Source organism: Streptomyces sp. NPDC098781 (assembly GCF_044759995.1).
Classification (GTDB): domain Bacteria; phylum Actinomycetota; class Actinomycetes; order Streptomycetales; family Streptomycetaceae; genus Streptomyces.
This window is the reverse complement of the sequence record NZ_JBIWAK010000018.1, coordinates 19,374-41,849: the sequence shown is the minus strand read 5'-3', so window position 1 is coordinate 41,849 and position 22,476 is coordinate 19,374. Positions and strand designations below refer to the sequence as shown.

The 22,476-nt window shown below is 67.8% G+C and carries 16 protein-coding genes and 1 pseudogene; 4 read left to right on the top strand and 13 right to left on the bottom strand.

What is annotated here, in order from left to right; genetic code table 11:
* Positions 1-64 precede the first annotated feature (64 nt).
* Complete coding sequence (locus ACIQWG_RS40265; protein ID WP_404105967.1) at positions 65-520, top strand: flavin reductase family protein; 456 nt, start codon at positions 65-67, stop codon at positions 518-520.
* 134 nt (positions 521-654) lie between these two features.
* Here the strand turns inward: ACIQWG_RS40265 and ACIQWG_RS40260 are convergent, their stop codons facing one another.
* The 6 genes from ACIQWG_RS40260 to ACIQWG_RS40235 all read right to left on the bottom strand — a co-directional run bounded on the left by ACIQWG_RS40260 (position 655) and on the right by ACIQWG_RS40235 (position 7,465).
* Positions 655-2,364, bottom strand: coding sequence for an FAD-binding protein (locus ACIQWG_RS40260; RefSeq protein ID WP_404105964.1), 1,710 nt, complete (start codon positions 2,362-2,364; stop codon positions 655-657).
* Complete coding sequence (locus ACIQWG_RS40255) at positions 2,361-3,125, bottom strand: alpha/beta hydrolase (RefSeq protein WP_404105962.1); 765 nt, start codon at positions 3,123-3,125, stop codon at positions 2,361-2,363. Before ACIQWG_RS40255 ends, ACIQWG_RS40260 begins: the two co-directional genes overlap by 4 nt.
* A complete protein-coding gene (locus ACIQWG_RS40250) occupies positions 3,122-3,895 on the bottom strand; it encodes an IclR family transcriptional regulator (RefSeq protein ID WP_404105959.1) in 774 nt (257 codons plus the stop codon). Before ACIQWG_RS40250 ends, ACIQWG_RS40255 begins: the two co-directional genes overlap by 4 nt.
* Positions 3,896-3,994: 99 nt before the next feature.
* Positions 3,995-4,939, bottom strand: a complete 945-nt coding sequence (locus tag ACIQWG_RS40245; protein WP_404105956.1) for a 3-carboxyethylcatechol 2,3-dioxygenase — start codon at positions 4,937-4,939, stop codon at positions 3,995-3,997.
* Positions 4,887-6,605: a bifunctional 3-(3-hydroxy-phenyl)propionate/3-hydroxycinnamic acid hydroxylase gene (locus ACIQWG_RS40240; protein ID WP_404105953.1), complete on the bottom strand. Its 1,719-nt coding sequence runs from the start codon at positions 6,603-6,605 to the stop codon at positions 4,887-4,889. Before ACIQWG_RS40240 ends, ACIQWG_RS40245 begins: the two co-directional genes overlap by 53 nt.
* On the bottom strand, positions 6,602-7,465 hold the full coding sequence (locus ACIQWG_RS40235) for an alpha/beta fold hydrolase (protein WP_404105950.1): 864 nt from the start codon (positions 7,463-7,465) through the stop codon (positions 6,602-6,604). Before ACIQWG_RS40235 ends, ACIQWG_RS40240 begins: the two co-directional genes overlap by 4 nt.
* A 272-nt stretch (positions 7,466-7,737) precedes the next feature.
* On the opposite strand from ACIQWG_RS40235, the gene ACIQWG_RS40230 reads away from it, so the two are divergent.
* The gene (locus ACIQWG_RS40230; RefSeq protein WP_404105947.1) at positions 7,738-8,589 is read left to right on the top strand and encodes a helix-turn-helix domain-containing protein; all 852 of its coding nucleotides are present in this window, start codon (positions 7,738-7,740) and stop codon (positions 8,587-8,589) included.
* Positions 8,590-8,613: 24 nt separating this feature from the next.
* Here the strand turns inward: ACIQWG_RS40230 and ACIQWG_RS40225 are convergent, their stop codons facing one another.
* Together ACIQWG_RS40225 and ACIQWG_RS40220 are read right to left on the bottom strand one after the other, a co-directional pair.
* On the bottom strand, positions 8,614-9,105 hold the full coding sequence (locus tag ACIQWG_RS40225; RefSeq protein WP_404105945.1) for a hypothetical protein: 492 nt from the start codon (positions 9,103-9,105) through the stop codon (positions 8,614-8,616).
* Positions 9,102-9,869 (bottom strand): N-acetyltransferase, encoded by a 768-nt coding sequence (locus ACIQWG_RS40220; RefSeq protein ID WP_404105943.1) that lies wholly within the window; start codon positions 9,867-9,869, stop codon positions 9,102-9,104. Before ACIQWG_RS40220 ends, ACIQWG_RS40225 begins: the two co-directional genes overlap by 4 nt.
* Positions 9,870-11,283: 1,414 nt before the next feature.
* Here ACIQWG_RS40220 and ACIQWG_RS40215 point away from each other — a divergent pair.
* Complete coding sequence (locus ACIQWG_RS40215; protein ID WP_404105940.1) at positions 11,284-12,723, top strand: amino acid permease; 1,440 nt, start codon at positions 11,284-11,286, stop codon at positions 12,721-12,723.
* Positions 12,724-12,989: 266 nt separating this feature from the next.
* Here ACIQWG_RS40215 and ACIQWG_RS40210 read toward each other — a convergent pair whose 3' ends face one another.
* Genes ACIQWG_RS40210 through ACIQWG_RS40190 form a run of 5 tightly spaced genes read right to left on the bottom strand, consistent with a single transcriptional unit; the run spans position 12,990 to position 18,842 of the window.
* The gene (locus ACIQWG_RS40210; RefSeq protein ID WP_404105937.1) at positions 12,990-15,116 is read right to left on the bottom strand and encodes a hypothetical protein; all 2,127 of its coding nucleotides are present in this window, start codon (positions 15,114-15,116) and stop codon (positions 12,990-12,992) included.
* A 7-nt stretch (positions 15,117-15,123) separates the two neighbouring features.
* The gene (locus ACIQWG_RS40205; protein WP_404105934.1) at positions 15,124-15,738 is read right to left on the bottom strand and encodes a hypothetical protein; all 615 of its coding nucleotides are present in this window, start codon (positions 15,736-15,738) and stop codon (positions 15,124-15,126) included.
* Positions 15,739-15,742: 4 nt separating this feature from the next.
* The gene (locus tag ACIQWG_RS40200; RefSeq protein ID WP_404105931.1) at positions 15,743-16,591 is read right to left on the bottom strand and encodes a carbohydrate ABC transporter permease; all 849 of its coding nucleotides are present in this window, start codon (positions 16,589-16,591) and stop codon (positions 15,743-15,745) included.
* On the bottom strand, positions 16,588-17,541 hold the full coding sequence (locus ACIQWG_RS40195) for a carbohydrate ABC transporter permease (RefSeq protein ID WP_404105928.1): 954 nt from the start codon (positions 17,539-17,541) through the stop codon (positions 16,588-16,590). The genes ACIQWG_RS40200 and ACIQWG_RS40195 overlap by 4 nt, the downstream gene beginning before the upstream one ends.
* Positions 17,538-18,842 (bottom strand): ABC transporter substrate-binding protein, encoded by a 1,305-nt coding sequence (locus tag ACIQWG_RS40190; protein WP_404105925.1) that lies wholly within the window; start codon positions 18,840-18,842, stop codon positions 17,538-17,540. The genes ACIQWG_RS40195 and ACIQWG_RS40190 overlap by 4 nt, the downstream gene beginning before the upstream one ends.
* Positions 18,843-19,198: 356 nt before the next feature.
* Between ACIQWG_RS40190 and ACIQWG_RS40185 the strand changes: the two are divergent.
* Positions 19,199-22,316, top strand: a pseudogene (locus ACIQWG_RS40185) (discoidin domain-containing protein).
* Positions 22,317-22,476: the final 160 nt, after the last annotated feature.

The following is a 22,476-nucleotide window of genomic DNA, read 5'->3' as shown; positions in this document are numbered from 1 at the left end:
GAACGGATCGAAGTTCAGTGCGGCCGAGGCGCCCGAGGCATTGCGGAAGAAATTCCGTGAGGCCATGTCATCCTTTCCGAGCGGACTGACGATCGTCACCACGGTGGACGGGGAGGGCGAGCCGTGGGGATTCACCGCGAGTGCCTTCTGCTCCTTGTCGCTGGACCCTCCCCTCGTCCTTGTCTGCCTTTCCACCACGGCTCAGTGCCATCCCGCCTTCGAGACCTGCGACTCCTGGGCGATTCATGTCATCAAGCCCGAGCACAAGGACCTCGCCATTCGCTTCGGAACCCGGGGAGCCGACAAGTTCGGCGGTGGGGAGTTCGTCACCGACGACCGCGGGGTCCCGGTCCTGCCCGACGCCCCGATCGTGCTCAGCTGCTCGGCATACGCCCGGGTCCTCGGCGGCGATCACACGATTCTGGTCGGGCAGGTGGAAGACATCCGGCAAGGAAACGACGCGCCGGTCCTGTACTTCCGCAGAGACTTCCACCCCCTCCACGAGCGGGGCGTCGGCTAGAGGGCGTGAGCCGGTTCTGTGCCAGGCGCCCAGAACCGGCTCACGCCGGACGAGCTTCGCGCGGGTCCCTCCTCGGACCGTCGTACCCCGGCGCGTTGGGGGAGCCTGCGTCGCCGAAGGCGCCCGCCGCGCAGTCACGTCGAAGCCGCGATGTGCACAGCGGCGACGTAGCCGAACGTCATGGCCGGTCCGATGGTCGCGCCGGCGCCGGCATAGCTGCGCCCCATCACGGTCGCCGCGGTGTTCCCGGTCGCGTACAGGCCCTCGATCGGGGTTCCGTCCTGGCGCAGGACCCTCGCGTGCTCGTCCGTCAGCAGCCCGCCGTTGGTGCCGAGATCGCCCGGCACGATCCGAAACGCGTAGTAGGGCGGCCTGCTCACCTCCGCCAGGTTCGGGTTCGGCAGGGTCGTATCGCCGTAGTAGTTGTCGTAGGCGCTCTCGCCCCGGTGGAAGTCGAGGTCGCGGCCCGAGCGCGCCAGCTCGTTGAACCGCTCGGCGGTGCGCCGCAGCTCGTCGGCCGGAACGTCGATCTCGGCGGCCAGCTCCTCCCACGTGCGGCCGGACTTCACCACGCCCGCCTCGAACCAGGACTTCGGCACCGTCCGGCCGGTGGGCACGGGGGCGCCGGGAATCTTCGGCAGCGGGAGATGACCGGCGAAGACATAACGCTGCCACGACCTCGCGTCGATGATCAGCCAGGCCGGGATGTGCGTCACGCCCGTCCTCTGCCCCGCGATCACGGCGTGCCCGAAGTCCGTGTACGGAGCCGCTTCGTTGACGAACCGACGGCCGGCCCCGTTGACCACGAACTGCCCCGGAATCATGCGCTCGTTGAGCATGAACTGCATCCTGCCGTCCGGCCATGCGATGGCTGGGAACCACCAGGCCTCGTCCATCAGGTCGACGGCGGCTCCCACCTTCTCGCCGGCCTTGACGCCATCCCCGGTCGAGGCGAGAGACCCCAGACTCCAGTCCTGGTCGATGACCGGCTCGTAGCGCATCCGCAGGGGCAGATCGTGATCGAAACCGCCGGTGGCGAGAATGACGCCACGTGTCGCCCCGATGGTGTGGATGCGGCCGTCGTGCTCCGCCTCCACCCCGATGACCCGGCCCGCGGAGTCGGTGATCAAGGAGCGCATCGGTGAGCGGAGCCACAGGGGCACGTCGCGGGCGCGCATCGCCAGGCGCAGCCGTGCTGCCAGGGACTGCCCGATGGCCGCGATCCGCTCACCGGTCAGGCGCGCCCGCAGCATCCGCCACACCAGCTTCAGCAGCACGGCCTTGCCCCGCCAGGACTGCCGAATCCGGTAGAAGTCGTGCAGTTCCTTCGGGCCCAGCCAGATGCCTCGGGGCGCCAGCGCGAGCGGCTTGATGAGATACGGCTCGTCCTCGCCGAGCCGCCGCAGATCGATCGGCGGCACGTTGACCGTGCAACCGAGCGCGGAGCCGCCCGGCAGGTCCGGGTAGTAGTCCGGATAGCCCGGCTTCCACACGAACTCGAGGTCCTCGTGCGACTCCTCCAGGAAATCGAGCATCTCGGGGGTGTTGTCGACGTACGCCTGGAGCCGCTCCCGGCTCACCAGCCCGTCGGTGATCGCCTCCAGATAGGTCAGCACACCTTCGGGGCTGCCCTGGTAACCGTCCCTGAGCAGGGCGCGGGCACCCGGCGCCCAGATGCCGCCGCCCGACAGGGCGGTCGTACCGCCGAAGACGTCGGCCTTCTCGACGAGGAGGACGTTCAGCCCGGCGGCCTTCGCGGTGAGCGCCGCGGTCATCCCGCCGGCGCCGGAGCCGACGACGAGGACGTCCACCACGGTGTCGAATACAGGGTCAGCCGTGCTCACAGCACACTCCTTCGGTCGGGAGTCTCCTGGACCGCGCGGTGCAGCAGCGCGGCGAGTCGCTCAGGGTGGGAGAGAAAGGGGGAGTGGTCGCTGTCCATCACGACAGGTTCGACACCGAGCAGTTCGCTGGCGGCGCGATCCTGCCAGTCGGAGTTCAGCGTGGGGCTGTCCGAACAGCGGATGTACGTCAGGGGGCCGTCCGGCCAGGCGGCGAGGGGCGTTGTCTCCGTGAACACCTTCGGGGACTGGCCGCGCACCTTGCTCGCCGCCCACCGGGCGGTGAGCGGATCGCAGTGGCCGAACCACGCCTCGACTGCGGCGGCCGCCGGCCAGCGCGTCAACCCCCCTGGGGTCGTGGCCAGTCGGGGCAGGAAGTCGTCGAAGTAGCGTTCCGAGAACACATCCTCGCGGCGGTCGGCCAGGGCGGTGCCGGGGACAGGGAGCACCGCGTCGACGTAGACCGTGCGGATCACGTCGTGGTGGTCGATCAGGGGAGCGACAAGGCCGGCCATCGAGGCAGCGACGACCACCACGCCTCCCGGCATCCGTGCCTGACGCAGCGCGTCCTCGCACACACGGGCGTACGCCGCCGCCCCGGCGGTCAGATCCTCGATCGGCAGGTCCACGGTGAGGACGCAGTGACCACGCATCTTCAGCCGTGGCTCGAGATAGCGCCAGCACCATGAACCGAGACCGGCCCCGTGGATCAAGAGAAAGGTGCGGGCGGGGGAGGGCCAAGAGCCCCGGTGAAAGACGGTCATCGGACGTCTCCGCTCATGAGTGGCTCAGTGCGGTACGCAGCGCGCCCGATCCAGGCCGCCGTCTTCTGCACGCTGCGGCGCACCCCCTCGGGATTGCGCCGGTACTGGCTGGTCGACAACGAGATGCTGATCGCCGCTTGCACACCACCGTGTGCGTCCCGGACGGGGGCCGCGACACAGCACACCCGGGTGACGGCCTCCTCGCGGTCCAGGCCCCAGCCGCGCAGCCGTATGGCGTCGAGTTCGGTGCGCAGCCGGGGCAGGGACGTGATCGTCTCGGGGGTGCGGCGAGCCAGGCCGTACCGCTCGATGACCGCGTCGGTGTACGCGTCGTCGGAGGAGGCCAGCAGTACCTTGCCGAGTGCGGTGCAGTGGGCGGGCGCGCTCAGGCCGACCGCGGAGAAGCCGATGTCCGGGCTGTGGGCACCCCGGATCTTCTCCAGGTAGAGCACCGAGTGATCGCGTACGGCCGCGACGTGAATCGTCGCTTGCAGTTGGTCGGCGAGCAGTTGCATACGTCCCGTGGAGCCGCTGAGGAAATCGGTGCTTTGCAGGAGACTGCGATTCAGTTCGAGGATGCGCCAGCCGAGCCGGTAGCGGCCGTCGGGCAGCCTGCGCACAAGACCGATCTCGTTGAGCGTGGACAGCAACGCGTGCGCGCTGGACTTGGAGACCTGCAGCTGACAGGCCACCTCGCTGACTCCCCATTCGGGGAGCGCCGGGGTGAAGAGGTCCAGGACCCGGCCGGCCTTGGAAACAGTTCCGAGCATGTCATCGCCCCTTTCTCGGAAGCGTCGACGAGAGCCGATCCGTGCCCCTGCGGACTTGTCTGGGTCAGGTACTCGCAGGGGCGGTCGGCACAGTGGCCGTCACGGCTGCCGGGACACGGCCGTCGTGACCGCGAACCCGGCGATGAACTCCGGGATCGGCCGGTAAAAGCGGGACACGACCTCGTAGGGCCCCGCGGCGGCGAGCGCCGCGTGCGCGGCGATCCAGGTGCGGACCTCGTGGGCCGAGCCCCCCGCCTCCCGCTCGATCCACTCGTTCGTCCAGCTGTCCACGGCGTCGAGCTCCCCCCGGCGGAGCAGATCGAGAAACGCCTCGTCCCAGTCGGGGTTGAGCGGCCGCAGTTCGTCCGACCCGTTCGCGAAGTCGGACGCCGCCCGCACGACCCGGCGCTCGCGTGCCGCCCGTTCGGCATCGGTGAGGGAGCGCCCGCCGACGATCCGTTCGGCGACCTCCGGGGTGGCCCCGGCGAGCGTGGGGACCGGAGGGTCGTGGGACAGCCCGCCCGAGCCGATGAGCAGGATCCGCTCAGGGCGTTCGGCGAGGTACCGGCCGACGGCCGCGCCCAGTTGGCGGGCGCGTTTGACGGGCCCCAACGGTGCGGCCACGGAATTGACGAAGAAGGGGACCACGGGCCGGGCACGAGCGTCGCCGAACAGCTTCTCAAGCGGCTGTACGGCCCCGTGATCGACCTCCATGCGCAGCGATACGGCCAGATCGATGCCGGCGTCGAGCGCGGCCCGCGCACAGCCCTCGGCGAGCTCCCGGGGCACGTCCAGGTCGCCTGCCTGCGTCCCGTAGTCGCCGATGCCGGACGCCTCGAAGCCAAGGCAGAACGGCGGCATCAACTTGTAGAAGAACCCGTTGTAGTGGTCGGGCGCGAACAGGACGACCACGTCTGGATCGAAGGCGTGCGCGAAGCGACGGGCCGTGGCGAGCGCCGAGCCGACGTCCACGGCCGCCTCGGCGGCCGGGTCAGTGAGACCGAGAAGCGGGCTGTGAGACAGGCAGCACAGAGCGAGCGGCATCGAGGTCTCCGGGGGTGAGTGAGAGCGCCTGGGCGAGGGCGCGTGAGAGCTGCGAGGCGCGCTGCGCGATGCAGGCGCCCGCCACACAGCGGTCCGGGCGCAGGAAGAGCACGGATTCCTCGTGCTGGTCGAACCACGCCTTCAGCCGGCCCGTCCGGTCCCCGACAACGACGACATCGGGATGGTCCTGGCCCTCCCAATGGAGCTGCGGGCGAGGGCGTACCGAGACGAAACGGGCCCCGAGTGCCTTCCACAGGGCGAAGGACTCCTTGCCGAGCACGGCCGCCGGGTCGTTGTTCCAGCACACGACGGCGAACCAGGGCCCGAGGACGTCGTCGAGAAGCACGTCCCGCTCGGTGCGCGTGTCCACCCGCGGCTGGATGAACAGCCGCCCCACCGGAGAGGTGCGCGCGGTCGAGCGATGCACCACCGCACCCGAGTCGTACCGCGGCATCGGCTTGAACCGCATCTCCACGATGTAGCGCTTGAGTTGCGGGATCGCGGAGGCGGCGAGAGCGATGCCGTCGCGCAGCGCCGCCACCCGCCTGCTGGTCGGCGAGATGATCTTCCCGACGGTGGTGGACAGGTCGATCATTGCGCGGGCGTGGCCGCGGCGTTCGGTGTCGTACGTGTCGAGCAGGGCATCGCCCGCCAGGCCCTTGGCGACGGCGGCCAGCTTCCAGCCGAGGTTGACCGCGTCACGGATGCCGCTGTTGTAGCCCTGGCCCTGCCACACGGGCATCAGGTGCGCCGCGTCACCGGCGAGCAGGACCCGGCCGGAGCGGAACGCGCCCGCGATCCGCGAGTGATGGGTGTAGACGCGCCGGCGGATGATGTCCAGACCAGCCGTGTCGGGTACGAAGCGGGCCAGCAGTTCCTGGACGAACTCCGCGCTCTCCGCCCGCCCCTGGGTCTCCTCGGCCATGACCATGAACTCGAAGCGGCGGATGCCGTGCGCGATCGACACCGACACATAGGGCCGGTCGGGGTCGGCGCCCACGTAGATGTTGGGCTCGCCGAGGGGGTCGTTACGGATGTCGACGACCAGCCAGCGGGTCGGCGAGGTGGTGCCTTCGAAGGTGATGTCCATCAAGCGGCGGGTGATGCTGCGCCCGCCGTCACAGCCGACGACGTACCGCGCGTGGACAAGGCACCGCTGCCCCGAAGTGTCCTTGAGGACGACCTCGACCCGGCCGTCCACCTCGGTGAGCGACTCGACGCACCGGCCCCACTTCACCGAAACGTCAGGGTGGCGCTCCAGACCGCTGAGCAGTTCGGCGTCGACCAGTGGCTGCACGAACGCGTTGCGGCGCGGCCAGCCGAATTCCTCACCGCTCGGTGCGATTTCGGCGAGGACGCGTCGATTGCCGTTGACGAAGCGCATGATCTGGTGCGGGACGGTGTGCGGCAGGATCCGGTCGACGAGGCCGATGGCCTGGAATGCGCGCAGCGACTCGTCGTCGAGGCCCACGCCCCGCGGATAGTCGATCAACGTCTCCCGTTCCTCGGCCACGAGGGTGCTGACACCGTGGCCGCCGAGAATGTTCGCCAGGGTCAGCCCCACCGGGCCGGCGCCGACGACGAGGACATCCACCGCCGCGACCACCGGCAATTGCGCACCGTCCTCGGGAACCTGGCCGCCCTCGGCCGGCGAAAAAGCGTTCATGCCGCACCGTCCAGGAGGAAGTCGAGGTGAAGACGGTTGAACGTCGGGGTGTCCTCGTACTGCGGCCAATGCCCGCAGTTGTCCATGACCACGAAACGCGCTCCAGGGATCATCGACGCGATCCTCTTTCCTTCACTGACGTCCGCGGTGGGATCGTCGCTCGTCCACAGCACGAGCGTCGGCGCAACGATCCGCCCGTACTCTTCCGGTCCGAGCAGATTGCGGACACGGATCTGCGGATCCTGGAGCGCCAGGGTGTCCCGCATCGCCGCGGCGAAGCCCGGCTGCCGGTAGACCTGGAGGCGACTGGCGACGAGATCGTCGTAGCCCTTGGTCTTGTCCGCCATCAGCCAGACGATCCGGGCCTGCACCTTCTCCCATGTCGGGTCCTCGGCCGCGGCCGTCGACAAGGTTCGGATCCGCCGCATCACCTCGGGGTCCGCCTGCGAGCCGCCCGCCGTGTTGAGAACGAGCCGGTCGACACGCCGGGGATGGTCGATCGCGGCGCGCGCGGCGATCCACCCGCCCAGAGACTCCCCGCTGATGCTCGCCCGCTCGGCACCGATGGCGTCGAGCACGGCGAGCGTGTGCTCGACATAGTCCGCGATCTCCAGCGGGCGCCCGGGCTTGTCGGTGTAGCCGTGCCCCAGCAGATCGATGGCCCAGGTCGAGAAATGGACGGCGTGAGCCCGCAGATTGCGGACGTACGCCTCCGCGTGGCCGCCCGTGCCGTGCAGCAGCAGGAGCACCGGTTTGTCGCGGTCGCCGGCCCGCAGATAGCGCGTGCGGACGCCGGCCGCGTCGAGGTACCCCTGCTCGATGGGCACTCCCTGCAGATCCGTCCAGATACTCTCGTGCATGACCAGCCTCCTTGCGTCACCGGTGAATAAGCCCGCCGTGAGCGGCGGGATCACAGCCGGGGAGGCGATGCGGGACGCTTCGAGCGCGCCGAGCGGCTGAGGACCGGCGTGTGCGCCGCTGAAACGTGCCCTTCACCTGCCGGTAACCGGACGAGCGTCATCCTGGGTGCCGCCGGCGCGCCCAGCCAGGCCCGCGACAACCAGGGACTGGCAGGGCCACCCTTGACCGGATCGTGACGCACACAACCCATCGGTTACCGGACAATGGCCGAATGGTGCACGTCGATTCGGAGATCAGTTCCTTTCTGAAAGTCCGCCGCGCCGCGCTTGACCCCGCCGAGCTCGGCCTGACGCACGGCCCGACCCGCCGACGGGTCACCGGTCTGCGACGCGAAGAGGTCGCCCACCTTGCCGGGCTGAGCGTCGACTACTACACCCGCATCGAACAGGGCCGTGGTGGCAACATCTCCGAGGCCGTACTGAACGCCATCGGCGCGGCCCTGCGCATGACGCCGGCCGAGCTGAACTACCTGCACAACATCGCGCAGCCGCGGCACCACAGCGGCGGCGGGGTGGCGGGACAGCAGGTCGGCCAGGAGGTTCAACAGCTCCTGACCGCGCTCGACGACACCGTGCCGGCCTATGTGCTCGGACGCGCCCTGGACGTCCTGGCCTGGAACCGGCTCGGCACCCTCATCTCCGTGGACTTCGGCCTGATCCCGCACCGCCGGCGCAACGCCGCGCTGCTCTGCTTCCTGGACCCCGTCGCCAAGGAGCTGTATCCGGAGTGGGATCAGATGGCGCGCGACACCGTCGCCGCGCTCAGAGCCGATTACGGAAGGTATCCCGACGACGCGCGCCTTCATCAGATTCTCGGTGAACTTCACGACAACAGCGCCGAGTTCCGAAAACTGTGGCAGGCGCAGGCCGTCCAGGAGAGATCCCTCGGCGTCAGGCGTATCGCCCTCCCGGAGTACGGCGAACTCACCGTCTCCTACGCCACATTCCGCCCCACGACGGACCCCGACCAGGTGCTGTGCACCTACACGGCAGAGCCGGGCTCGCCAACGGCCCGGCTCCTCCGGGTGATCGCCGACGAGTCCCGGGCCGAATCAGATTCCTGATCCTGAACCCGACCATCTCCGCCGCTACGCCACCGACGCGCTGGTCTCCTTCAAGCCGTCCAGCATGGCTTTTCGGATTGCCACAGTGAGTGCCAAGTCGGCCACGGCGAAGCTCAGGATGCCGTAGGACTCCGGCGGCAGGTTGAGGAAAACACCGATCGAGATGACCACGGCGGTCCCGATCGCACCCACCGTATTGATCCAGAATCCTGCCTTGAAGAGGAGGTCGCGGTTCGCTCGCTTGCAGATTTCAGCCAAGCTGGTCTTGAGCCGGAACGGATTACCTACTCTCATCCCGACCGCAGACGCCATCATCGCGAGGCCACCGATGAACATGATCTCGCTGACGAGGATGCCTGCACCAACCCACGGGGCAGTCGAAATCACCTTCTGCTTCACTTCGGCAAGCGGGTTAAGCGTCAACGTCACAATGATGCTTGTAGCCGTGACCCCGAAAATGATCTTCCACCGGTTCCGGGAAAGGAACCCGTTCAGGCTGGGACTGTGGTGCATCATGCGATCATTTCCCCGATTTCATCCGTCAAGCGGTGCCGGACCCAAACATTCGGTTCGACGTAGACTGCGTAGTCGGAATCCATGACGCAGCGAGCAGGAACGAGTCCGCCTGGAACATCTACCCAGCCATCCGAGTCGAATGGCCGTCCCGTCCATTTCCGCCACTGGCTGAGAGAACCGGTCACGACCATCGATGCGGGTGCTATCGAGTCGATTACGCCACCGGCGCGGACGTGGGTTCGCAGCCACGGGTCGCAGGGCAGGCCGTCGCTCCGAGTGCGGTATACATATTCGGACATGGGAGTCCTGGGTTCATTGAGCTTGCCGGTAGGTCGAACCGGGACGACCAACTCGGAGAAGCCCCGCACAAATGCCCTCTGTCGCATTGCTTCGAGCATGATCTTGGACAGACCCCGTCCCTGATGGTCGCGGCGAACCGTGACTCCAATCGCGCATTCCGTGTCCGAATCGATCCCCTGGCCTTGGTCGGAGAATGCCCAGAGCAATGCCTCGTCCCAGCCCCTGTCCGGCAGTGTGCCACGGGTCGGTGTATTCATCAGGAATGGCACGCTGTAGCCTCGGGCCACCACTTCTTCGTGGTCGTCCACCGCGACAACAGTGAATTCAGGGAAGACTTGAGGCAGCCGACCGAAAAAGGCTGAATCCACTGGATCGTAGAGAATGAACTCCGGCCAATCGTTCTCAAAGTTGAGCTGCTGCGAAAAATCTGGACGCTCGGCAATGCTGAAGACCTTGTACGGCATCTGAGGGCTTCTCCCCTGGTGGCATCGATCCGAAGAGACCCGGGGCAGAGCCCTGCGGGCCTGTTGTGTCGTTCAAGGCCTTACGGTGAGAATTGCCGACTTCTCGTCGGCCTCAGGCATCCTTGGCTTCACCGTGCGAGCAAGGCATTGAACCGAAACTAGCAGGTTGATCGGCTTGTTGAGAGCGCGTGTTATCGGCGTGGAGGGAATACGTGTCCGGTGTGGCGGCAGCGCCGACCATGGAAGTTTTGGATGGTGGCTGTGCCGCAGTGGGACGGTTCCTCCATGCCGACGGCCGGCCGAAGGCGTCTCGCGTGGGGGAGCGGTCCGAGCGCGGGTGAGGGCACGCGCTACCGGCCGTTCCGTTGAGAGAGCGGCACTCGCTGCGGCCGGTATCGGAATGAGGCAACTCCACATTGCGTGTCTATGTGGAATAGCTCGTGGAGGCCGACCGGTCGGCGCCGATGCGACACCAATTGTTGTTCGGGCGTTTCTTCTGGATCCGCTGTTCCTTGCGGTGACCGCACAGAAGGCCCGTGTGGCCCGGGGGCCGTCGTATCCATGAATTGGATCGACGACCCCCGGACTCGTGGAACCTGCTGACCCCGCCCGGAAGCAGGGTATTCCGGTCGGTGAGTTACATTCCGATCCGGCACATCAGATGCCACGGAAGCGCGTTGTCACGGAGAGCACCAGTACCAGAACGGGCCATCGAGGCAGCTGGTTGCCTTGACCGAATCCGTCTCGACCGCGGTGGCAGTGCCGACGGGAACAGCAACCGCAAGCGCAGCCGCCGCCATGGCTACCACAACTGCCTTCCTTACCTTCTGGATCACCGAGATTCCTCCTAGAATCAATGTAGCTAACTCGGATACCGACAGCTGATGAACCATCCGAGTCGACCCGGGACCAACACCATTCGGCACTCCGGAAAATCTGATTGCCCAAATAAGGTGTACTTGAACGTCGGTCCGCGGGTCCAGCCGGACTGAACATCGCGCCAACAAAGTAGCCGCTGCCGGACTGTCGCGCAACGGGTCTGCCGCCTTTCGACTCGTTAACCGATGGGAAGAGAAAATGGTTGCGCGCGACTCATTTGTATAGGCCGCAATTAATCGGGTGCTTGCTCAAGTAAGACTCAAATCCCGATAACGATCCCGCACCTTATGTTGGCCATTCCATGCCCGAATGGGCTTCTCGCCATGTGGGTTTTGCGGTTCGCGGTATTTGTGGCGATTCGCAGCGAATGTTCCTGTGGTAAATCTTCTCGACCTCCTGCCGGGCGACCCTTATGTCCGAGCAGGCCTGCCCGTCGGCAGACGCCAGAGGGCGGTGCTCAAATACGCAGGTTTGGGGACAGAGAGCCGAATCGGGCCCCGCATGGCCCAGGTCCCCATGGAGAAAGGTCAGCGACATGACCTCAGTGCAGGTCGAGAACCACAACGCCGGCGACGCTGCCGGGCACGGGACAGACGAGGGCTACGAGCGTGGCCTCGGATCCCGCCAGGTACAGATGATCGCCATCGGCGGAGCAATCGGTGTCGGGCTCTTCCTCAAGGCAGGGGCCAACATCGAGAAGGCCGGCCCAAGCCTGATCCTGATGTACGCCGCCGCCGGAGTGATCGTCTTCTTCATCATGCGGGCACTCGGCGAGCTGCTTCTCTACCGTCCTGTGTCCGGATCCTTCGTGGAGTACGCTCGGGAGTTCCTGGGCCCGGTCTTCGGGTTCGTGACCGGCTGGACCTACTGGCTGAACTGGGTCGTCACCGGCATGGCGGAACTGACAGCCGCCGCGATCTACATGCACTATTGGTTCCCGGACGTCCCCCAGTGGGTCACCGCGCTGGTCTTCATGGTGCTGCTCTACGGCCTGAACCTGATCTCCGTGAAGCTCTTCGGCGAGCTGGAGTTCTGGTTCTCGATGATCAAGGTCACCGCGCTCCTCGGCATGATCATCATCGGTATCGGCGTCATCACCTTCGGGTTCAGCGCGGCCGGCGACACCGCGAGCGTGAGCAACCTGTGGGCGTTCGACGGGTTCTTCCCGAACGGCATCGGCTCGTCCCTGATGACCCTGCAGGGTGTGATGTTCGCCTTCCTCGCCGTCGAGTTGGTCGGTGTCACCGCGGGCGAGTCCAAGGACCCCGAGAAGACGCTGCCCAAGGCGATCAACACCCTGCCGTGGCGCATCGCGCTCTTCTACGTAGGTGCGCTCACGGTCATCCTCTGCGTGGTCAAGTGGACTGAGTTCACCGACGGAGTGAGCCCGTTCGTCGCGGCGTTCGCCAAGATCGGCATCCCGGCCGGTGCCGCGATAGTCAACTTCGTTGTCCTCACCGCGGCCCTGTCCTCTTGTAACTCCGGGATGTACTCCACCGGCCGCATGCTGCGCGACCTGGCTGCCAACAACGAAGCCCCGAAGGCGGTCGGCAAGCTGTCGGCCCGTCGACTGCCGACGATCGGTATCACCCTCTCCGTCGCGTTCATGGCCATCGGCGTCGTCCTCAACTACGTCGTTCCGGAGAAGGCGTTCACGTACGTCACCTCCGTCGCCACCGCAGCCGGCATATGGACCTGGCTGATGATCGTCATCAGCCACATCCGGTACCGGCACGCGGTCGCCGCCGGCCGTCTGCCGGCCTCGCCGTTCCCCGCCCCGGGTGGCACCATCGGCAGCTGGATCGCCGTGGTCTTCCTGCTCGGCGTGACCGTGATGATCGGGCTCGACCCGGACGGACGGATCAGCCTCTACGTCGGCTTCGTGTGGGCCATCGCCCTGGGCATCGGATGGTCCGTACTGAAGTCCCGCGTCCCGCAACTCGGCGAGCGAGGGCAGGCGGACGCGAAGAGGTAGCCGCAGGACCACGGGCGCCCCTCGCGAAGCCGAGGGGCGCCCCGACAGTTCTCGAGCCCGGTCGGTGGCGTCGTACCAGACCGCCGCGAAGCAGAACGCCTTGCCTTCGATGTGTTCTCGGACAGATCAACATGCAGACCTCCGGCCCGCAGCTTCCCTCCGGCGAACTGGCCCTTTGGGACGTGGGCCCGCGTGCCGTCGTCCCCGGATGGGACAGGCGCGAGCAGGTCGGGTGACCCGCGACGTTAAACACCAAGCTCAGAGGGCTAGATCACCTCCAGCCAGAACGCCTTGCCCTTCGACGTGTTCTCGGACAGATCAATGGGCAGTCCCTCGGTCCGCAGCCTCGATCCGGTGAACTCGCCCTTCGAGACATGTGCCTGCGTGCCGTCGTCATCGATCGTGATGTCCGTGACGGCGTACCTCTTATGGTCCTTCAGCCACCGCACCTTGGCATCGACGGTCGTCTGCGCGGTGCCGGCCGCGGTCGCGATCAGCAGGGCCTTCCGGCGCGCGCCGTCCGCCCACATCCACACGTACGGACCCTTGCTGCTGTCCCAGTTCGTCGTGTCCCACCCCTGACCCAGGTACACGGGGAGGAACTGGCCGTCCGTCAGGACGGTGATCTCGGGCCGCCTGCGCCAAGCGTTGAAGATGCCCATCAGTTTCACCGCGGCATCCGGCCACTTGGCCGCGTCGCCGGGGTCCTGCGGGAACTTGACCGCGCGGACGGCCATGTAGGAGTAGTAGTCCTCCATGCGGCCGGTCATCTTGCCGCCGTTCATGTAGGTCGAGGCCATCGGCAGGTGCCCGAACGCGGTGAGCGCGGTGCGCAGCGACAGGTCCTCACCGGTGATGCCTCCGTTGGAGGTGTTCCAGCCGTTGTAGGCGATGTGCAGCAAGCCGTTGTTCCGGTCGCCCTGGGTGGGGGCGATGTCGAGCTCACTGGTGAGTTTGGGCAGGTACTGGGGGTTCTCGGTCACCAGGTCGTTGAGCATGGCCCGGGTCAGGACCGCCTTGCGGTAGACGTTGTCGCCCGCGTGCGAGTACGTGGTTGTCCGCTCGTTCTGCCAGTACTCGGTGAGGTCGATCATGTGCTGGGTGACGCCGTAGTCGTTGAGCAGCGTCTTGATCTGGCTTCTTTTGTGGGCGAGTTGGGCCGGGTCGGCGAGATCACGGCCCTTGAGGTGACCGTCGCCTGTCAAGGAGAACCACAGGCCGAAGCCCAGTCCGTTGTCCTTGAGTGTCCGGGACAGTCTCTCCAGGCTGGTGATGGCCTTGTTCATCGACTCACTCGGCGTGATCGTGTCACGTGTGGTGTTCCAGTGGTCGTCGAGCATGACCATGTCGAGCCCCGCCCGTTTGGTCTGCGGGATGACGACGTCGTAGTAGTAGTCGGGGGGCAGCTCACGGCCCGGGCCGCCGCGGTAGTCCCAGTCGTTCTGGTGGAACAACGTGGTCGTGTGGTGGTACTTGAACCGCTTGCGGAAGTGCAGCTCGTCGGCCGTCTTGCCGTCGACGACGTCGCCCTTGAAGACGGTGAGGTTCACCGCGAGGTACTCGAACTCCTCACCCGGGAACAGCGTCAGCTGCAATGACTCGGGGCGCGTGTCGACCGAGACGGTGTCCTGCTCGTGCCAGGCGTTGATGGCGGCGAACGGCGGCAGCATGTAGTCGGTGGGGTAGTTGCCGTTGCCGCGCTGCGTCTTCCAGTTGAGCTCGGGGCTCATGCTCCAGCCGTCCCCCGAGTCGTACACGGTCAGCGCCTTCTTCGGCCACGACCTGCCGACGGGTTCCGTGCTGAGCGACCCCCGGGTGCTGAACCACTTCATGTTCGGAACGTAGTGGAGGGTGTGGGGCTCGTCGGGAAGTGACAGATCGATGACCGTGGACCGGGTGAGGGTGAGTTCGCGGGTCCGGTCCTCGTTGCGCACCAGGGTGAAGTAGCGCAGGCCGGCGTCACCGTCGTAGATCTCGAAGACCAGGGTGACCGTGAGCGGGCGGGGTGTCGTCCGGCGAAGCGGGATGCGGACGCGTTCACCGACCCGCCAGGACCTCTCCCTCGTACGGACGGTGATGAGTTCCCTGCTCGTCGCCCCGAGGCGCCACTGCCCGTCGTCCGCGCGGACGACGGCGCCGCCGTCGAGTTCGTGAGCGAAGAGCAGGGAGGCGGCGCCCAAGTAGTCGCGTCGGGCACGCTTGTTGAACAGGCGGGTGAGTGCGATGCCGCCGCCCTCGAAGGTGACGGTGGCCGTGAGGGAGTCGTTCGCGAACGTCCATCTTCTGGCCTGTCGCCGGATGACGTCCGACACACCGGCGGCCGGGGCGGTGCCCGCAGCCAGGAAGGCGGCCGAGGCCGCGCCGAGGAAGAGCCGACGGCTCAGTGGAGACATGATGGCATCACCCTTCGTCGTTGCAGGAGGAAGCGCTACGGAGTTCCACGGCGGTGACGGCGAACATCAGCGGGCCGGGCAATAGCGGGGCCAGCAGCGGCAGCATCCACAGCAGCACGACGCACCCGGCGACAGCCGCCGCGATCAGGGCGCACCCCGGCAGGTCGGCGGCCGACCGTGCGGCCGCCCGGCGTACTGCGGGAAGCCAGCCTCGGGCGGCCTCCGGGTCCGACGCGGTGCGCAGGCCGACGACAAGTGCTGCCGCCGCGACGGCACTCACCGTCCAGGACATCGGGCGGGCGCCGGGAAGCCCGGCTTCCGCGAGCATCAGGTCGACGCCGACGAGGGCCAGCGCGGCGAGGACCGTCAGGCCGGCCAGGACAGAGCGGACGAGCCCGTGGGAGCGGAGCTCGGCGACGTACCGGCCGAGCGTCGCCGGGCGGTCCTCGCGGATCGCGCCCCGCAGGACCGCGCTGCCCGCGGCCAGTGCCGCGGGCGCCGTGACCAGCGGCACAGCGGTGATCGCCGTGGCTACACCGACGGCGAGCATGTCGGCGAAGAGCGAGAAGCGCGGACCGAACAGCTCGCCCGGCTCCCGACGTTCGCGCGCGGGAGACAGCACGGCCTCAGCCCTTCAGTCCGGACGTCGCCATGCCCTGCACGAGATAGCGCTGGAAGGCGAGGAAGAACAGCACGATCGGCACGAGCGAGATCACCGACATCGCAAACATCGGACCGTACGCCGAACTGCTGGACTGATCCACGAAGTTGCGCAACGCCAGGGTGATCGTGAACTTCTCCGGGTCGAAGAGATAGATCAGCTGGGTGAAGAAGTCGTTCCAGGACCAGATGAACGTGAAGATCGCCGTGGTGATCAGCGCGGGCCTGGTCAGCGGAAGGACGACCGACCAGAAGACCCTGAACGGTCCGCAGCCGTCGATGCGGGCGGCGTCCTCCAGCTCGCGCGGCAGCCCTCGCATGAACTGCACGATGAGGAAGACGAAGAACGCCTCCGTGGCCAGGAACTTCGGCAGGATCAGCGGCCAGTACGTGTCCACCATGCCGAGCCGGTTGAAGATGATGTACTGCGGGATCAGCACGGCATGGTGCGGCAGCATCATCGTCGCGATCATGAAGCCGAACATCACGCCGCGCATCCGGAAGCGCAGCCGGGCGAAGGCGAAGGCGGCCAGCGAGCAGGACAGCAGGTTGCCGGCCACCGAACCCACGCTGATCAGCAGCGAGTTGGCCAGCAGCCGGGAGACCGCGACGTTGCTGACGCCGTCCAGAGCCGTGGTGTAGTTCGACCACTCCAAGCGGCTCGGCAGCAGCTTGAGGCTGGTGATGACCTCGTCCGCCGGCTTCAGGGACGTGGCCAGCAGCCACACCAGCGGATACAGCAGGACGAGCAGCACGACGAGCAGTCCGACGTGCTTCACCACAGTGCCCGTACGGGTGCGTGTGGCCGTGGTCATCGGGCCTCCTCACTGGCGTAGAAGACCCACGAGCGCGAGGTCCCGAACAGGATGAGGGTCACCGCACCGATCCCGAGCAGCAGGATCCACGCCATCGCGGAGGCGTAGCCCATGTGCGAGGCGGAGAAGCCGCGTTCGTAGAGATAGAGCGTGTAGAACATCGTCGAGTCGGCAGGACCGCCCTTGCCGCCGCTGATCGCGAAGGCCGGCGTGAAGACCTGGAACGACTGAATGGTCTCCAGCACGAGGTTGAAGAAGAGCACCGGCGACAGCATGGGCAACGTGATGGACACGAACCGCCGCCACGCGCCCGCGCCGTCGAGCGCGGCCGCCTCGTACAGCTCGGACGGGATCTGCTGGAGTCCGGCCAGGAAGATGACCATCGGGGCCCCGAACTGCCACACGGCCAGCAGCGCGACCACGAACACGGCCAGGTCCGGGTCGGCGACCCAGCCGCCCAGGTGGATCCCTACGGAGGACAGCACCTCGTCCACGGTGCCGCCGTCGTTGTAGAGCGCCCGCCACACCAGCGCGACGGACATGCTCGCACCGAGCAGCGAGGGGGCGTAGAAGGCCGAACGGTAGAAGCCCTTGGCGCGGCGCGTGCTGTTGAGCAGGAGCGCGACGCCCAGGGCGAGCGCGAGCTTGAGCGGGACGGCGACCACGATGAAAAGGAGGGTGGTGCCCACCGACCGCCAGTACCGCGGGTCCGCGGTCAGCATGTCGGTGTAGTTGCGCAGCCCCACCCACTCGGGGGCGTCGAAGAGGTTGTAGTCGGTGAAGGACAGGTACAGCGACACGGCCATCGGCGCGAGCGTGAGCAGGATGACGCCGAGGATCCAGGGGGAGAGGAAGACATAGGCGGGACCCCGGCGTTCCCGGCGCCCTCGCCGCGGCCGGGGCACCGAGGAGGCGCGCGCGGTGGCGGGCACAGTGGTCGTGGTCGTCATCGCAGCTCCCTCTTCGCCTCGGCCACGAACTCCTCGGCCGCCTCCCGCGGGCTCTGCATCTCGTAGATGACACGCTGATAGCTGCGAGTGAAGGCGACCTGGAGGGCGACGTCACCGCGTGGTGGAGCCATCGGGGGGGCGTCCGTTCCGTAGGCGGCGATCTTGCGGCCGTAGTCGTAGACCTCCTTCTCCGGTCCCTCAAGACCCTTGCCGATGGCCTGGGCGATCCTCTGATTGGGAGGCGTGGAGCGGGTGACGCCGAGGATCTCGCCCGCATCCGGGTCATTGAGCAAGAAGTCGATCAACTCGGCGGCCTCCCTTGGATGCTGGGTGTCCGCGCCCACGCCGACGAGCATGGTCGGCTTGAAGTATTGACCCGCCCTGCCGGCGGTGGTAGGCACCGGCGCGAAGTGGACGTTCTCGCCGAGCAGCGGCGGATAGCCGAGGAAGGGGCCGTCCCAGTTGAAGTCGGTGGCCGCCAGACCGCGGCCCATCGGGGTGTCCTCGACGGCGCCGCTGATCTGCGCCGTGTCCTTGGCCTGCGAGGCGACGCCGCGCCGGCGCAGCGAGTCCGTGAACGTCCAGAACTCCGTCAAGTCTTCGACGGTGAAACCGAGTTCTTGCTGGGAGGCGTAGAGTTTCCCGCCCCGGCCGCGCAGCCAGTTCTCGAAGGCGTCCTCGTTCACGCCGATGTCGGTGACCCCGGTGTAGGCGTGGCCGTTGGGGCCCTTCAGCCCGAGGGCGCTGATCTTCTCGCCGGCCTCGACCCAGTCGTCCCAGGTCCACCCGGGCCGCGGCGCCGTCACGCCGGCCTTCTCGAATACTGAGCCGTCGTACGCGAATCCGGTCGACCCCCGCCCCATCGGAAAGGCGTACTGCTTGCCCTCGTAGGCGCCCGTGCCCGTCAGGCCCTCGTCGAAATCGGCGGTCCGCAGTGAGCCGTCCTCGATGTACGGGCCGAGATCCAGCAGCGTGCCGCTGCCCGCGTACTGGGAGATCTGCCGGTAGTCGAGCTGTGCCACGTCGGGCAGGTCCCCGCCTGCCGCTTGCGTGGCGAGCTTCTGTACGTACGCCTCGTAGCCGGCGAAGGAGGTGCGGACGGTGACGCCCGGATGACGCTTCTCGAAGAGGTCGACGGCCTGGTTGGTGCGTTCGGCGCGGTCTTCGTTGCCCCACCAGGCGAAGGTGAGGGTTACTTTCCCTCCCGTCTCGGTGCTCGCCGCGTCGCCGTCGGAGCAGCCCGAGAGGAAGGCCAGGAGCAGGGTGAGCGCTAAGGCGAGCGAGCCCGTTCTTCGTGTCATGGCGGATGCCTCCTCGACGATGGCTGACATCGTTGTCAAGAGTGCGGCGGCTGTTCTCCCGGTGAGTCGGGTCCTGTGGCATGCGGCTGAGGCAACGCGGGCGTGGGCCGTCGGCCGTCGGTGGGCGGCCGACGGGAGCAAGCGCTTTCGCCACCGCGAAACCTAGGCGTCGTTCGACGGGTCGGTCAACAGGTCTGCACCACCCAATTGACCGGCCCCTCGGCGGCCGTGAGAGCGCTCTCGCCGCTCGGTCCGCCGTCGACTTCGATGCGCGCCGAAACCCTTGACGTGTTCACATGACCCCCGAAGAATGGCCGCCATTCTCTGACATCGTTGTCACATGGAGGGCCGCGCCAATGCCCCAACAAGCTCCGGGACTTACCCGCCGTCAAGCCATGCAGGCGCTCGGCGTATCCGGCCTTCTGGCGGCCCACCCGCTCGCCCTCACTTCGGGACAGGGCGCGGTCGCCGCGGAACGGGACGCGGTCGCCGCGGAACCGGACGCGGTCGCGGACAAGTACTACCGCGTCCTCCTCGCCCACACCCGCTGGTCCGAGACGCAATGGGACGCGACCCAAGGCCACTACACCGCCAAGGACTTCGGCTTCGCCGTCGTACTGGGCAACGCCGTCCTGCTGTCCCGGGGCCCGTACGACGCCGAGCGCGCCGGAATCGCCAAGGAAGTCCTGCGCACCCGAACCCTTGCCACCCTCAGACACTTCGCGGCGTCGAACCGGCTGACAGGTGGCACCCAGTGGGGCCGGAAGCTGTTCTTCGACACCACGTTCCAGTCCTACTTCGTCCTGGCGGCCCGTCTGCTCTGGGCCGATCTCGACGAGGCGACGCGCCGCAACGTCGACCTCATCGCCCGCGAACAGGCCGAGTACACCGCGCAGTTGGGCACGGGCGACGATCCCGATTCCGGCGACTGGAGTCCACACGGGCTCCGCGGCGGCTTCGAGGGTGACACCAAGCTGGAGGAGATGGGCGTCTACGCCCAGGCGCTCGCCCCGGGCCTGGCTTGGGCGAGCGACGACCACCGAAGCGAGACATGGCGTGCCGCCTTCGGCCGGTGGAGACGCAACGAGGCGGGTCTGCCGGCCGCCGACCTGGCCAATCCGGCCCGTGTGGACGGGGTCGCCGTCCGCGAGAACACCGCGCAGAACCTGTACGACACCTTCATCGTGGAGAACCACGGCTCGTTCGGCCCTCACTACCAGGAGGAACTCTGGAGGACCTCCGGACGCAACGCCGCCCACTTCCTCGCCGCCGGCCGCCCACTGCCCGAAGTCCTCACCGCCCAGCCCAACGCCGGTCCGCTGTGGCGCACCCTGCTCGGCGTGATGAGCGATGCCGGCGAGCCGCTGATGCCGATGGTCGCCGACCGCGAGCATCTCTACGGCCGCGACGTCCTGCCGCTCGCCTTCCTGGCACAGGTCACCGGCGACCGCGCCGCCGCCGGCTGCGAACTCGCCCTGGCGCAACGCCTGGAGGCCTACCAGGCCCACCCCCCGCAGTATCGCCTCGCGAAGTTCTCGGGCGAGCCCAAGTACGAGCCCGAGGCCCGCGCCGAACTCGCCATCAGCTACCTCCTGCACGAGTGGCGGGCGCGGTCGGGACAGGCCCCGGTGCGACCGCTCTCGCAACGCGAACTCTTCGAGGAGGCGAGCGGCGTCACGGACCACGGCACGGGCCCGGGTCTGGTCTCCCACCAGTCCCCGGGCGCGTGGGCCGGGGCGGTCAGCAAGCCCGGTCTGGTGAAATTCGCCTGGCAGCCGGCGCACGACGACTGGCTGCTCAAACTCAGCGGCGCGACCCCGATGTTCCTGCCGAGCGCCGGCGCCAGGGTCACGGGACGGTCGGTGGTCACGTACTTCCGGGCCCGGGACGGCTTCGACGGCAGCGCGACCCTGCTGACGCTGGACTCCGGGTACGCGGGACTCACCACACTGCCGTCCGGCGCCATCGTCTACGCGACCTCCGGCACGGCGGACGGGGAAGGCCACCTGGAGGTGTGGAACCTGAGCATGCCCGGAATGCCCGGTCTGGGTGGAAGTCGCACCTATCGGGCCGCCGAAGGGAACACCACGGTTCCGGCACGCCAGGGCACGTCCACCCCGGGTGGACCACGTGTCGACGACCTCACCTTCCCGCGCGGCCAGTACCGCTGGCTGCGCATGCTCGGAGTACGCCCCGATCCCACATACGGCTACTCCCTGTACGCCTTCGAGATACGGGACGGAGCCACGGGTACCGACCTGGCGCTCGGCGTCCGCGTCCTCCTTCGACCAGGGCAGGGAGCCCGCGCTCGCCATCGACGGCAGCGGCACGACCCGGTGGGCGGTGTCGCGTGCGGACCGACCCCGGGCCGACAGCTGGATCGCCGTGGACCTGGGCGAGCCCCGGAGCGTGGACCGGGTGACGCTGCGCTGGGAGACCGCGGCGGGCAGGGCGTACCGGCTGCAGGGGTCGGCCGACGGACAGACGTGGACCGATCTCGCCGCCTGGCCGCGCCCCGACCTCACCAGCCGCGGCGGATGGCTGGACATCGACGGCCGCGCCGGTCTCGTCGTACGGCACGGCACCAACCCGATCTCGGTGTACGGCGACACGGTCCTGCTGTCCGACGGACCTGCCGAGAGCCTGCTGGCCGAGGGCTTCCCGGGCGCGACGCCGGAGGAACTGCGCGCCACGGCCGCCCGCAAGTCCCCCACGGCGCGGTCGTCGAGCGTCTGGGCCGCCCTCACCGAGCACTACCTGAGCCTGTTCAACCTCTCCTCGGACCCGGTGACCACCACCGTGACCATTCCGCACTCCTCGTCCGGCGAGGTCTCCCTCTATGAGGGCGTTCAGACCATCACCGAGTCGGGCACGGACTACCACGCCGAACTGTCCGCCGCGTGTGCCGTGCTGAAGCCCGCGCGCATCGTCCTGTCCGGCAGCCGCGTACCCGGCGGCCTGCGTGCCGAGGTGGTCGACGGCCATACCGTACGGCTGAGCGGACCTTCCTGCCGCGTCACCGTCTCGGCTCAGGGCAGGCGAGTCGCCGCTGCGGTCCGAGCGGGCCGCATGACGACGGTGACCGTGCCGCGCGCCACGGCGTACCCCCTGGCCGACCTGGCACTCGGCCGCACCACCTTCCCGACCGCGCCGCTACCCCCCGGTATGACGGACCCGGGGGCCGCCGTCGACGGAGACGAACGAACCGCATGGATCGCCGGACCCGACGGACGCATGGTCGTCGACCTGGGCGCGGAACGACAGATCAGGGACATCCGCACGCAGTGGCGGGGCGGCCGCGTACCGGCATCACAAGTGGAATTCAGTCTGGACGGCCGCACGTACGACGGCGCGGCACGGCTGTCGGCACGCGGGACCTTGCGCATCGACCGCACGGCACGCTACGTGGCACTACGAGTCACCGCCCCGCCGAGCGGCCACGCCGCCCTGACCGCCTTCACCGTCACCTCATGACGAGGACCCGGACGAACCGCCGGTTTCGCGCGGCGCATGAGCTCCGTGGCCCTTTCGAACCCTCGGGGCGGAGGCATTCGGCCGTCTCTACGTGGGATTGAGCGGCGTGAGAGCGGTCCCCGAATACAACCGGGGCTTCGAGGGAGAGGCCCTTGGCGCT

Coding starts and splice junctions, on each gene's coding strand:
- ACIQWG_RS40225 (WP_404105945.1), bottom strand. CDS start 9,105: ATGATGCACCACAGTCCCAGCCTGAACGGGTTCCTTTCCCGGAACCGG.
- ACIQWG_RS40265 (WP_404105967.1), top strand. CDS start 65: ATGTCATCCTTTCCGAGCGGACTGACGATCGTCACCACGGTGGACGGG.
- ACIQWG_RS40215 (WP_404105940.1), top strand. CDS start 11,284: ATGACCTCAGTGCAGGTCGAGAACCACAACGCCGGCGACGCTGCCGGG.
- ACIQWG_RS40230 (WP_404105947.1), top strand. CDS start 7,738: ATGGTGCACGTCGATTCGGAGATCAGTTCCTTTCTGAAAGTCCGCCGC.
- ACIQWG_RS40235 (WP_404105950.1), bottom strand. CDS start 7,465: ATGCACGAGAGTATCTGGACGGATCTGCAGGGAGTGCCCATCGAGCAG.
- ACIQWG_RS40210 (WP_404105937.1), bottom strand. CDS start 15,116: ATGTCTCCACTGAGCCGTCGGCTCTTCCTCGGCGCGGCCTCGGCCGCC.
- ACIQWG_RS40255 (WP_404105962.1), bottom strand. CDS start 3,125: ATGACCGTCTTTCACCGGGGCTCTTGGCCCTCCCCCGCCCGCACCTTT.
- ACIQWG_RS40245 (WP_404105956.1), bottom strand. CDS start 4,939: ATGCCGCTCGCTCTGTGCTGCCTGTCTCACAGCCCGCTTCTCGGTCTC.
- ACIQWG_RS40190 (WP_404105925.1), bottom strand. CDS start 18,842: ATGACACGAAGAACGGGCTCGCTCGCCTTAGCGCTCACCCTGCTCCTG.
- ACIQWG_RS40195 (WP_404105928.1), bottom strand. CDS start 17,541: ATGACGACCACGACCACTGTGCCCGCCACCGCGCGCGCCTCCTCGGTG.
- ACIQWG_RS40200 (WP_404105931.1), bottom strand. CDS start 16,591: ATGACCACGGCCACACGCACCCGTACGGGCACTGTGGTGAAGCACGTC.
- ACIQWG_RS40240 (WP_404105953.1), bottom strand. CDS start 6,605: ATGAACGCTTTTTCGCCGGCCGAGGGCGGCCAGGTTCCCGAGGACGGT.
- ACIQWG_RS40250 (WP_404105959.1), bottom strand. CDS start 3,895: ATGCTCGGAACTGTTTCCAAGGCCGGCCGGGTCCTGGACCTCTTCACC.
- ACIQWG_RS40220 (WP_404105943.1), bottom strand. CDS start 9,869: ATGCCGTACAAGGTCTTCAGCATTGCCGAGCGTCCAGATTTTTCGCAG.